At 28.6% G+C, this 12,764-nt stretch carries 12 protein-coding genes; 3 read left to right on the top strand and 9 right to left on the bottom strand.

Annotated features, from left to right (window positions below; translation table 11 throughout):
* Nucleotides 1–54: 54 nt before the first annotated feature.
* The 4 genes from ACN5J4_RS07580 to recO form a co-directional block, all read right to left on the bottom strand.
* Complete coding sequence (locus ACN5J4_RS07580; RefSeq protein ID WP_418649409.1) at nt 55–222, bottom strand: hypothetical protein; 168 nt, start codon at nt 220–222, stop codon at nt 55–57.
* Between the two features lie 361 nt (nt 223–583).
* On the bottom strand, nt 584–856 hold the full coding sequence (locus tag ACN5J4_RS07575) for a DUF3817 domain-containing protein (protein WP_418649408.1): 273 nt from the start codon (nt 854–856) through the stop codon (nt 584–586).
* A gap of 8 nt (nt 857–864) precedes the next feature.
* On the bottom strand, nt 865–3,327 hold the full coding sequence (locus ACN5J4_RS07570) for a TonB-dependent receptor (protein ID WP_418649407.1): 2,463 nt from the start codon (nt 3,325–3,327) through the stop codon (nt 865–867).
* Nucleotides 3,328–3,330: 3 nt separating this feature from the next.
* Complete coding sequence (gene recO / locus ACN5J4_RS07565) at nt 3,331–4,053, bottom strand: DNA repair protein RecO (RefSeq protein ID WP_418649406.1); 723 nt, start codon at nt 4,051–4,053, stop codon at nt 3,331–3,333.
* A gap of 91 nt (nt 4,054–4,144) precedes the next feature.
* Here recO and ACN5J4_RS07560 point away from each other — a divergent pair, with 91 nt between their 5' ends.
* Nucleotides 4,145–4,615, top strand: coding sequence for a CYTH domain-containing protein (locus ACN5J4_RS07560; RefSeq protein WP_418651150.1), 471 nt, complete (start codon nt 4,145–4,147; stop codon nt 4,613–4,615).
* Nucleotides 4,616–4,617: 2 nt separating this feature from the next.
* On the opposite strand, the gene trhA is transcribed toward ACN5J4_RS07560, so the two are convergent.
* Both trhA and ACN5J4_RS07550 read right to left on the bottom strand, forming a co-directional pair.
* Complete coding sequence (gene trhA, locus ACN5J4_RS07555) at nt 4,618–5,259, bottom strand: PAQR family membrane homeostasis protein TrhA (RefSeq protein WP_418649405.1); 642 nt, start codon at nt 5,257–5,259, stop codon at nt 4,618–4,620.
* Entirely contained in the window at nt 5,240–6,022 is a 783-nt protein-coding gene (locus ACN5J4_RS07550; RefSeq protein WP_418649404.1) for a lysophospholipid acyltransferase family protein, read from the bottom strand. The genes trhA and ACN5J4_RS07550 overlap by 20 nt, the downstream gene beginning before the upstream one ends.
* A gap of 105 nt (nt 6,023–6,127) precedes the next feature.
* Here ACN5J4_RS07550 and trpS point away from each other — a divergent pair, with 105 nt between their 5' ends.
* Nucleotides 6,128–7,096, top strand: coding sequence for a tryptophan--tRNA ligase (trpS, locus tag ACN5J4_RS07545; protein ID WP_418649403.1), 969 nt, complete (start codon nt 6,128–6,130; stop codon nt 7,094–7,096).
* Nucleotides 7,097–7,181: 85 nt separating this feature from the next.
* Here trpS and ACN5J4_RS07540 read toward each other — a convergent pair whose 3' ends face one another.
* On the bottom strand, nt 7,182–8,222 hold the full coding sequence (locus ACN5J4_RS07540; protein ID WP_418649402.1) for an NADP(H)-dependent aldo-keto reductase: 1,041 nt from the start codon (nt 8,220–8,222) through the stop codon (nt 7,182–7,184).
* A 52-nt stretch (nt 8,223–8,274) separates the two neighbouring features.
* The gene (locus ACN5J4_RS07535; protein ID WP_418649401.1) at nt 8,275–9,462 is read right to left on the bottom strand and encodes a phosphoglycerate kinase; all 1,188 of its coding nucleotides are present in this window, start codon (nt 9,460–9,462) and stop codon (nt 8,275–8,277) included.
* Between the two features lie 119 nt (nt 9,463–9,581).
* Here ACN5J4_RS07535 and ACN5J4_RS07530 point away from each other — a divergent pair, with 119 nt between their 5' ends.
* The gene (locus tag ACN5J4_RS07530) at nt 9,582–10,004 is read left to right on the top strand and encodes a molybdenum cofactor biosynthesis protein MoaE (RefSeq protein WP_418649400.1); all 423 of its coding nucleotides are present in this window, start codon (nt 9,582–9,584) and stop codon (nt 10,002–10,004) included.
* Here ACN5J4_RS07530 and ACN5J4_RS07525 read toward each other — a convergent pair.
* Nucleotides 10,001–12,757, bottom strand: a complete 2,757-nt coding sequence (locus ACN5J4_RS07525; protein ID WP_418649399.1) for a PD-(D/E)XK nuclease family protein — start codon at nt 12,755–12,757, stop codon at nt 10,001–10,003. The genes ACN5J4_RS07530 and ACN5J4_RS07525 overlap by 4 nt on opposite strands.
* Nucleotides 12,758–12,764 lie beyond the last annotated feature (7 nt).

Below are 12,764 nucleotides of genomic sequence, written 5' to 3'. Positions count from 1 at the left end.
AAATTTATTTAAAAACTAGTAGCATAAAAAATTATGCTACTAGCCTTATTTATTTTAACAAAAAGTACTATAATACCAATCAGTAGCTGTGTAACTTCCGCCAAACATTGAGCCGAAATTCAATGCGTCCGTAGCACAATCACCTTTTGGACCTTCACTTACTTCACTAACAACTATTTCACTAGTATTCGCATTTACAAAACTACCTGTAGCAAACACCATTGCTACTACTAAAATTGCCTTTTTTATTTTTTAAATTTTAAAGTTTATTCATTAATTTTTACTCCTTGATATTTTATAAACAAGGATAGTACATCAAAAAAATTAAAAAGAAAAATGCGCGCAATTTATAAACATTCTTCTTCTTTTTACTAGCTAGCAGGTACTAAAAAATGATCTGTTCTTTAATACTCTTATAAAATTATAAAATTTTTATTTAAAAAATGTTAACGTTTTAAGGGGTAACCCTATTTTGAAATAAAAAAATAAAAACGTTAACAAAATGTTAAAAAATAAAAAACACTTAAAAATAAGTAAGTACCTGCTTTTAAGTGTTTTAATTATGATACGAAAAGTACTAGTATTAAGCTTTTAAATACCTACTAACAAAAAAAGTTCCGAAAGGTAAAACAGAAAGTAAACAAACTATTCCGAAAGTTTTAGCATTCCAATTCAACTCAAACTTTAACATAATTGCCATAATTATATAGGCTACAAATAACAATCCGTGAGGCATTCCAAGCATTTTTACATATTCTGGGTTTCCTTGAAAATACTTAATAGGCACCGCTATAAAAAGCAATAATAAATAAGAAACTCCTTCTAATAAACTTACTATTTTAAAAATATTAATCATGTGTTTGGTTAAAAATTGGTTAATAATGATATTGAAATATTTTGTCCAGGAGCTGATACTCCTGAAGCAAATTCTTTATAATGATTGTCAAATAAATTAGTACACTGTGTTTGTATTAACAAATTCGAATTTACAATATACTTTGCATATACCCCAACATTAGTAAAGCTTGGAGTACCATAGTATTTATCAGTAACTTCTACTGCATTTTTATTTATAATTGGTGTTTGTTCGTAGTTATCAATACCCTCTTCTAAATTATAATCTGAGATATTTTTTTTAGCATTAAAAATAAAATTAACTCCTGTTTGAAACTTATTATTTGAATAATTTAACTCAAAACGACCAAATAGTGGTGGTATTGATGATAATGGCAAATCAGTATCATATGACCTTCCTTTTGTATATGTAAAAGAACCTGATGTTTTCCAATGTCTAGAAAATTTTCCTTGATAACTTACCGTTACACCCGTTATATAAGCTGTTCCTTTATTTACATTTGCTACAGTAATTATATCTTCTCCTTCATAAGAAATTTTAGGACTACCATTTAATATAAAAGCTTCTCGATAAATATAATTATTCAGTAAAGTATAATACATATTTGCACCGATTTGAAACTTTTTATCATTAAAATATTTTTGAGCACCAATTTCGGCATTGTAAGCATGTTCTGGTTTTAAGCTGATATTTGGCACGGTCACTTCCTTATTTTTTTCTCTAACTTTTCCAACATCATCAATATTTGGCGAACGAAATCCTGATGATAATACAGCGTTTAATTGCCAATTTTTAACAGGTTTATACACATAACCAGCAGTTGCAGTTAATGCGGTATTGTTAAGACTAATATCATTGTTAGGTAATTTTATAAATGTTTCATCCACCCATCTAGCATCTAATTTCGTGTTGGTTAATCGAATTCCTGTATTTAAAGTAGAATTTGAAGTAATATCTTGGCGATAATCTAAATACATTGCAGTACTAAAGTAACTACTGCCTCCATCAGGATAGCGAGATTGTACTACAAAACTATCATTAAATCCGTTTATTTTGTCATCTATAATATTTAATGTTTTTCCATAAGAATTAGACTTCACATCATTATAAGTAACTTCAAAACCATAGCCTAAATCGCGTTTTTTTGCTAATGGAACCATAAAATCTGCATTTACACTAAAAACATTTACGTCTTCAAATTTATACGATCGTTCAATGCTATTAAATTTTCTTTGAACACGACTTTCTTCAATATTTTGATATGCAAGGGTAACTGTACCCTTGTTTAACAATTTTTTATTCGGACGTATTTCTAACTGAGATGAAACTAATAAACGGTTTTGAGGACCGTAATACCATTCTGCAAACTTTAAATTACTATCTTTCAACTCCGTTAATTTATCAAATCTTGGTATATCTGATGATGTTGAGTATTGAATATTGAAGTTTAAATCAGTATTTTTTGATAAAGGAATAAAAAACTTTTGAAGAAAATCAGTTTGACTAAACCCTGTATTTTTCTGCAAATTTACATCCTTATTTTCCTTCGGATTATCAGTATAGTTTCCGTTTAAATTATCTGAATAAAAAAATACTTTACCCCAATCATCAAAACCATGAGTGCTATTTTGCCCCATTTTTAAATCACCAAAACTACTATGGGATATACTTGTTAACGATGCCCACTTTTTAAATTGTAATTCGGCTGTTAACGAATTGGTCACTTCATTATTTACACTACTATATCGTAAAAAATTACTTCCTTTAATATTTTGTTCGCTAGATATTTTTGGAGCTTTCGTATAATAATGAATTACACCTCCAAGTGCATCAGAACCATAAATAACAGATGAAGGTCCAAAAACCACTTCTGTTCGTTCTAGTAAATTTGGATTGACTGTAATTGAATTTTGTAAATGCCCTTTTCTGTATATGGCATTATTCATTCGTACTCCATCAACCACCAACAAAACACGGTTACTTTCCATTCCTCTAAGCACAGGACTACCTCCACCAAATTGCGATTTTTGTATTTTAACTCCAGGAATACACCCTAATAAATCTGCCGAAGTTTGTGGAGATATTTTTTGAATATCTTTTAATGAAACTACTGCTATTTGCTCAGCTATTCTATTAGCTTTTTCTTTATTTTTAAAAACAGAAACCACTATTTCATCTAATTTCTCAGAATATTTTGATAAATAAACTTGACAATTATTTTGCTGTAACGTTATTTTTTTTTCTTCATATTCGGTATAACTAACATGTGAAAAAATAATAGTTTCAGCAGTTTTAAAATCAGTAATAGAAACAACACCTTGAAAATTACTAACTGCTACTGTTGTTTTATTTTTATTAAAAACCGTAACATTATTAATTCTTTTACCTGTTTCAGCATCAATTATAGTAAGAGTTTGTGAAAAAAGAACACCAAATGTAAATAGAAAAAATATTGTAATAACTTGCTTCATAAATTAACTAAATACGGTTTCTAAAATATTTAATGATTTTGGCTCTCTAAACCCCTCTAAATGTAATTCAAAATATAAAATTATAGCTCTAAGTATAATTTGTCTTTCGTTTTTATGGTACGAAACTGTATTTATTGCATCAAAATTTATGCCTAATAACCTCTTAAAAAGAGTTAAATCATTTCCTGTTAGTGATAATTTCTCATACTCGGCATCTACAAACCGTCCTTCTAGTAAATTGAAAGCTGCTTTATGAGACTCAGAAACATCAGGATAAAAACCTAAAAACCTCGATAAATTCAACAAAAACAGTAAATGAAAATTAGCTATTTGATTATGTGTATCTAACCAAATTAAAGCTGTTTCAATATACTCATACAATACTTCATTTTTTTCTTCCTCTTTAATAATACTTGATAGTATTTCTGATAAAAAAAGCACAATGGTTTGTTTGACTACAGAGGTATATATATGTTCATAAGGATTAATAACTTGCGCTTCTCTTATAGAGTTTAATGCATTTTTATTATTATGACTGGCCTCAATAAGTAATTGGTTTAATGGCTGAAAATAAGCTTTTTTAAGCTTTCCTTTCTTAGATTTTAAAACACCTCGTATCATATACGATCGAATACCTTCCTCTAAAGTAAAACACTTTACAATTAAACTAGTGTCGCCATATTTTATAACACTAATAACAATTGCTTTTGTTGTAATTAATGCCATTAAATTGAAGTTTTTAATAATTAATAACTTCAAAGGTATTTAATAATAACTACAAAAATGATACATTCGTAAAAATTTGACTCAACTTTTTATGGCTTTTGAAATAGAACGAAAATTCTTAGTAACATCCAATCAGTATAAACAAGTAGCTTATCAAAAAAACTACATAAAGCAAGGTTTTTTAAACTCTAAAAAAGAGCGTGTTGTAAGAGTTCGTATAAAAGATAATACTGGTTTTTTAACCATTAAAGGTACTTCTAATAAAAGTGGTACAACTAGGTTTGAATGGGAAAAAGAAATTGACTTACAAGAAGCAAAAGAGTTATTAAATTTATGCGAAAAAGGTATTATTGAAAAATATCGTTATTTAGTAAAAGTTGATAATCATACATTTGAAGTTGATGAATTTTTAGGCAAAAACAAAGGCTTGCTTGTTGCTGAAATAGAACTAGAGCATGAACATGAAAAATTTTGTAAACCAAATTGGCTTGGCACTGAAGTAACTGGAGTTATTAAATACTATAATTCTAATTTAAGTAAACTTCCTTTTTCAGAGTGGTAAAATTACACATACATGTATATAGCCCAAAAATGACTAAAACTTCCTAAAAGTACAAACACATGAAAAATGGCATGATTATAAGGTACTTTTTTAATAGAATACAAAATAGCACCCACCGTATAAAAAACACCTCCTATAATTAAATAAAATAAGCCGTTGTACGGTAAGTTATTTATTAATGGTTGTATTAAAAAAATTACTTGCCAACCCATTATTAAATATAAAGCTGTTGACAATTTATCATACTTTCCAGTAAAAAAAAACTTTAAAACAATACCTATTAAAGCAAACAACCACACAAATACACATAAATACCAACCTGATTTTTCAGGAAGTGTTACTAAACAAAATGGTGTATAAGTTCCTGCAATTAAAACATAAATTGCTGCATGATCAAAAATATTAAGTCTTCTACGAAGTTTAGGTTTTTGGGCTGCGTGGTAAAAAGTAGATGCCGCATATAAAATAATTAAACTCAATCCATAAATACTAAAGCTAGCTATTTTAAAAAAGGATTGATAATTTACCGATTTTAAAATTAAAAAAGGCATCGCTATTATTGCTAACAATAAACCAAAACCATGGGTTAAAATATTTAGTTTTTCTTCGGTACTACTATAATTATTATTTATGTACTCGCTCATTTCTTAATCGATTAGTATCTTTCATATACAACTTGTCATTTAATAATTCATTATATAACAAATCAAAAACTTTTTTATTTAAAACTTTTTTATCTTTCATAATTAAACCTGACACTTCTATAAAAGGTAATTGTTTTACTCTAAAAACACCTGGGTACCCCTTGTAAATATTCCAAGAAAACAAACGTTTTCCATCAAAATATACTTGTGGCACAATAGGCATTTGGTACTGTATTGCTAAATTAAATGCTCCGTTCATAAAAGGAGCTAAAATAACATCTTCAGCAGGCACTAATCCTTCAGGAAAAATAGCAATACTTAAACCAGTATCTAATCGTTTTTTTATGTGAGCATATACTTTTTTTCTACTTGCAGGATCTTTTCTATCTACCATAATAACTGCTTTTTTATAAAAAAAACCAAATAAAGGTAGTTTTGACAACTCTTTTTTGCCTACAAACAAAATAGGATTTTTACTCGATGCAATCATTATCCATGGATCTAATAACGAAGTGTGATTCGCAATAAAAATATAACTTTTTTCACCTTCAATTTGTTGTTGTTTTTCAAACCTTAGCCTAAAACCCATTCCATAAATTAAAAAAAATGCCCAAATTCTTATTAATTTCCAAAAAGTACCATAATATTTTTCATCTGATAAAAGTATTAATACAAAAGGCGACATAATAATAACCGAAATCATCATCAATAAATAAAACCATAAACGCCAAACAAATCGAAAAGGAAAAAGTATATATTTCATATATGCGAATGTAGTAATTTCTTTCTTTTAACTAATTTAAAGCTTATTTTTGCTATTATAAAGCAATGGTAAACATTGCTTATATAATTTTTTTAAACAGATACTATGTCAAGAATTTTAACAGGGGTACAAAGTACAGGAACTCCACACTTAGGAAACTTATTAGGTGCAATTTTACCAGCTATTGAAATGGCTAATGATTCTAAAAATGACTCATTTATTTTTATTGCAGATATGCACTCGTTAACACAAATTAAAAACGGCACCGAATTAAGAGAAAACACCTATAGTGTAGCAGCTACCTGGCTTGCCTGTGGAATTGATATTACTAAAACTGTTTTTTATCGTCAAAGCGATATTCCTCAAGTAACCGAGTTAAGTTGGTATTTAAGTTGTTATTTTCCGTATCAACGTTTAACACTAGCCCATGGTTTTAAAGACAAATCTGATCGTTTAGCAGACGTAAATAGTGGTTTATTTACCTACCCTATGTTAATGGCCGCTGATATTTTATTATATGATGCTCAAATTGTTCCTGTGGGTAAAGACCAACTACAGCATTTAGAAATGGCACGTGATGTTGCTAGTAGAGTAAATAATATAATAGGTGACACATTAGTACTACCTCAAGGAAAAACCAATGAAAACACCAAATTAGTTCCTGGTACTGATGGTGAAAAAATGAGTAAATCAAGAAATAATTTTATTAATATTTTCTTACCAGATAAAAAATTACGCAAGCAAATAATGGGAATTCAAACGGATAGTAAAGCACTAGAAGATGTTAAAAACCCTGATACAGATAACGTTTTTGCTATTTATAAATTATTAGCTTCGGATGCTCAAATTACTGAAATGCGTGCTAATTACGAAGGCGGAAATTACGGTTACGGTCATGCAAAACAAGCATTATATGAACTAATTATTGAAGATTTTGCTGAAATTCGCACAAAATATGCGTATTACATGGAAAACAGAAATGAAATAGATAAAGCATTATCAATTGGTGCCGAAAAAGCCAAAACTGTGGCTACTGATGTTTTACAAAGAGTACGTAAAAAAATAGGGTATTAATATTTTTTTTTAATATTTCCATAAAAAAATCTGAAGTAAAATTTTACTTCAGATTTTTTTATGGAAATATTAAATCTGCAATTTATTATGGCGCAGGATTCGGAATTAAAGCATGAACAGCTTCAATTTTGTTTAAAATTTCTTCGGATAAATTAATATTTATCGAATTGATATTTTCTTTTAACTGAGGCATTTTTGTTGCGCCAATAATATTACTGGTTACATATGGCAATTGATTAATATATGCTAATGATAATTCAGCAAGTGTTAAACCATGTTTCTCTGCAATTTTAAAATATTCAGAAACTGCTTTTAAAGAACCTTCCGACATATAACGTGCTATAAAACGTGGAAATAATGTTCCTCTTGCCCCTTCGGGATGTTTTCCATCTAAATATTTTCCTGATAAAACACCTTGTGCTAATGGCGAATATGCCAATAAACCGATATTTTCACGCATTGAAACTTCGCTCATTCCAACATCATAACCTCTATGAATTAACGAATACGAATTTTGAATTGTACTCATTCTTGGTAAATTATGTTGCTCAGAGGTTTGTAAATATTTCATTGTTCCCCAAGGCGTTTCATTCGATAAACCAATGTGTTTTATCTTTCCTTGTTTTACTAAATCATTTAAAGTTTCTAAAATTTCTAAATGATTTTCAGCCTCTTTTGCCGATGTTTTATACGGATAATCACGTACACCAAAACAATTTACGCCACGAGAAGGCCAATGTAATTGATATAAATCAATATAATCGGTTTGCAAACGTTTTAAACTTCCGTTAACAGCATCAATAATATTTTGTTTTGTAAATCCGCCAGTACGAATATGTTTAGTATAATCACCACCGCCTGCAATTTTACTTGCCAACACTACCTTATCACGATTTCCTGTTTTTTTAAACCAAGAACCAATGATTTTTTCCGTTGCTCCGTAAGTTTCAGGAGTTGCAGGAACTGAATATAATTCGGCAGTATCAAAAAAATTTACTCCTTGTGATAAAGCATAATCCATCTGTTCGTGTCCATCAGCTTCTGTATTCTGATTTCCCCAAGTCATGGTTCCTAAACATATTTTAGAAACTTTGGTATTTGTATTTGGCAGTGTGGTATATTTCATTTTATCGATTTAATTAACATAAAATTTAAAAGCTTAACTCAAAAATGATAGCTTATTTTAAAATAGCTTCAATTCCTGGTAATTTTTTTCCTTCTAACATTTCTAACATTGCTCCTCCGCCTGTAGAAACATAACTTACTTTATCACCAAAACCAAACTGTTTTACTGCAGCTACAGAGTCTCCTCCTCCAACTAAAGAGAATGCACCGTTTTCAGTTGCTTTTGAAATAGCATTTCCTAATTCAATAGTACCTTTTGAAAAATTTTCTAACTCAAAAACACCTAAAGGTCCGTTCCATAAAATAGTTTTAGATTTTGCTATTACTGCTGCAAAATTTTCTGAAGTTTTAGGTCCACAATCAAGTCCCATCCATCCTTCAGGAATTTTTGTAGTATCTACTATTTGTGTATTTGCTTCATTAGAAAAAGCATCTGCAATTACTGCATCAACAGGTAAGTGAATTTCTGTATTTTTTTCTTTTGCTAATTTCAAAATAGTTAACGCTAAACTTAATTTATCATCTTCAACTAATGAATTTCCGATGTTTCCACCTAACGCTTTTATAAAAGTAAAAGTCATTCCTCCACCAACAATAATGTGGTCTACTTTTTCAATAATATTTTCAATAACTCCAATTTTAGATGATACTTTTGCTCCTCCTAAAATAGCTGTTACAGGCTTTTCTGCATCATTTAAAACCTTATCAATACTTTCTATTTCAGTGGCCAATAAGTTACCAAAACATTTATTATCAGTAAAAAACTGAGCAATTACAGCTGTTGAAGCATGCGCTCTGTGTGCTGTACCAAAAGCATCATTTACATAAATATCTCCCCAATTTGATAATTTTTTAGCAAAAGCAACATCCCCTGCTTTTTCTTCATTATAAAAACGTAAGTTTTCTAACAATAAAATTTCTCCACTTTTTAAATTTGCTACGGCATCAGCAACTTGACTACCAATACAATCATTTACAAATTTTACTTGAACACCTAACGTTTTAGTTACTTCTGCTACAATATGACGTAATGAAAATTGATCTTCTTTTCCTTTTGGTCTTCCTAAATGCGACATTAACACACAGCTACCTCCATCTTCTAAAACTTTAATAATTGTTGCTTTTGCTGCTTGAATTCTTGTAGCATCTGTTACTTCAAATTTATCGTTTAAAGGCACATTAAAGTCTACCCTAATTAAGGCTTTTTTATTTTCGAAATTAAAATCGTTTAGTGTTTTCATATTTTTTATTAAAAAGTGTCGTCTTTTATTTATAATTACAAAAATAATTATTTAAATCTGATTCGTTTGTACTATTTACCTTTTCAAACATATATATTTGTGATTGTTTATTATTTGATATGAACACAACCTCTATAAAAGTAACTGCTGAAAAACTAAATTTACAAGAATGTTATGATTTTGTAGAAGATTCCGCTTGCGGTGGAATTGCTGCTTTTGTTGGAACTGTTAGAAATTCAACCCAAAATAAAAACGTAACTCAATTAGATTTTTCTACCTATAAACCAATGGCAATTAAAGAAATGCAAAAAATTGCTGATTTAGCTCTCGCTAAATTCAGCATCAAAAAAATTGCCATTCATCATGCCGAAGGTTTATTACAAATAAAAGATGTACCTGTAATTATTGCGGTTTCATCACCTCATAGAAATGCAGCTTTTGATGCCTGTCAATTTGCTATTGATACCTTAAAAAAAACTGTACCTATTTGGAAAAAGGAGTATTTTGAAGATGGAGAGGTTTGGGTAAATACACATCCTTAATAAGGCAAATCTGCAGGTTCAATAAAATCAACTTCAGGATTATATATTTCGATTAAAAACGTTTTTATTTCATCCATAAAATCGGCTAGTTTTTCTTCTGTGATTAAGTTATCATTTACACCTCTTTTAGCTGAAAAATTCATCTTCAAAAATCCGCTATTTAAATTTTTAAAGGATATAATTCCGGCCTCTAAAGTATTTGAAAAATCGAATTGTTTGTTTTGAGTATATAAAAATGCATACAACATTACTTGAATAGCTTTATGATATTTTAAGTCTCTAATATTGGTAAAATCAACCACTTTTAATTTAGTTGCATCTACCATTCCTGTTTTATAATCGATAATTCTAATAACCCCATTTAATTGATCTATTCTATCTACTTGACCATGTATTTTTATAGGAAAATCAATACCATCAACTATAATATTAGCGGCTAAATTTTGTTCTGTTCCTATAATTTTTAATTGATTTGTATCATCTTGCAACAATTTTTTCTCATTCATTAAAAAATTCTCTACAAAACGATTTGCAACTTCAAATACTAACCTGTTTTTTCCTTTAGAAATATCTCCATTTTTAAAATGTTTGGTAAAATAAAAAGTAACTAATTTTTTTGTTTTCTGTTGCATTTCAACTACATCATTAACTACTAAAAATTTATTCAAAAAAGGTTTATACAACGCCTCTAAAGTATCATGAACCACAGTACCCATAGTATTTGCCGCAATAGTTTCTTCTACATTTTCAAACTCATTTATTTTTAAAATTTTTTGCTTATAAAATGCTATTGGATTGTATAAATAATTAGTCAAAGCAGATGGAGATATTCCTTTTTTAGCAAGCTCATGTAAACGTTCAAAAACCTGAGTATCTTTTTTAATTACTTTTAACTTTGTAGATGACGTTACTACTTTAGGACTAATTATTTTTTCAGAAACATCATTTCGCATCATTTCTAGTTGTGTAACAAAACGACTTTTTTCTCCACTTCCAAAAACATCATGCTCTGTATTATAGAGTATAAAAATATTTTTAGCTCGCTGTAATAGTCTAAAAAAGTGATACGAAAAAAGCGCATCTTTTTCTTTATAAGTGGGCAAACCAAATTCTATTTTGACATCAAAAGGAATAAAGGTATTTTGCTGACTATTAGCAGGTAATACACCTTCATTTACAGAGGTAATAATTACGTTTTCAAAGTCTAAAACACGGGTTTCTAAAACCCCCATTAACTGTAAGCCTTGAAGAGGTTCTCCTTGAAATGATAAACTTTCAGACTGTATTAATTGTCTAAAAAATTGATGTAATGTTTTTAAATCTTGTACATAATTAAACTCACTATGTAAATTTTGTAACTGTGTAAAAGCAGTGTAAAAGCGAAATAGATATTCTTTCTCTAAATCGTTTGCATTATCTTTTAACACATTTATTAATTGTAATATTCTAGCTAAAAACTCTGCAATACTTGTGAAAGGATTAAATACTAAACTAATAACCTGCTTAATATTATCCTCTAAAGGTAAAATAAAATTATTAATTACCTGTTGCGTTATAAAAGTACTATTCTCTTTAACAATAGTTTCTGAAATAACATCGGCTATATTCTTAACCTCATCAACTTGTAATAAGTTATAAATTGCTGCATCTTTTATAAACCTTACAACATCTTTATAATAAAATTGATTTACTTCTTTTTTTTGTAATTTTTCTTGATTATTAAACAGTTGAAAAATAGCAAAAATCAAACTGGTTGTTGGAATATCTTTTAACGGATATCCCATAGTAATATTTATGGCATCTACACTTGCTGGCAATGAATTTAAAGTTATTGGAAGCAGTGTTTCATCTGCTAAAACTAAAGCTGTATTATTATGGTTCGATAATTTTGATAAAATTTCACCTGCATACTTTATTTGTGTAATATTTTTGGAAGCTCCTATTACTTGAATATTTTTTGATTCAGAAAAATAATCTTTAATGGTTTTTATCGAGTTTTTATCGTAATATTTCCATGTTTTCTTATATTTTCTAAGAAAACTACCCGCTTGATGATTACCTTCATAAAAAGCCTTATCAATATCCCAATATACCTGAGCATTTCCTTGTGTTAAGAATTGTTGAAATATAAATTCTTCTGCTGTATTTAGCGCATTAAACCCTATGAAAAAATATTTTTTATCTTGATTTTCATCAATAAAACTACCAACCTTTTTAGTAGCTTCACGATATAAAACTCCTTGATACCCTATTTTATTTTCAAGTAAAAATTGATAAAAGACGGTATAAAACTTCTCTAATTTTTCCATAAAAGAAAAATGGTCTTTCATTAATTCAGTTTCTTTAAAAGTTCCTTTTACCGACCATTTTTCTAAACGATGAATATCCTTTAAGTACACGAAAATAGCGCTTGGATCAATTAAATGTTGATCAATTTCATTAAAATCTTGTAAAACCGTAAAAGCCCATGATGAAAAAACATCAAATGCATCTGGTTTTTTTTCTATTTTTTTATAAATGGTATAAAAATGAAATAATAATTGAACAGCATCTGCTTTATTTATTTCAGAAATTTCCTCAACAAAACTTCCTATATTAACAACTTGAGGTAAAAAACCTGCTAAAATTTTATTTTTAAAAGTTTCTTTAGCAAACACGCCTGCTCTTTGTGATGGAAGTATAAATACAACATCTTCAAATGATTTAGTGGTTTCTAAAATAGCATCTAACGTTTCAGAAATAAAAGAATTCATAGCTGTT

This window comes from Tenacibaculum aestuariivivum, assembly GCF_964507685.1.
GTDB classification, from domain to species: Bacteria; Bacteroidota; Bacteroidia; order Flavobacteriales; family Flavobacteriaceae; genus Polaribacter; species Polaribacter aestuariivivum.
This window is presented reverse-complemented; position numbering and strand designations above follow the sequence as displayed.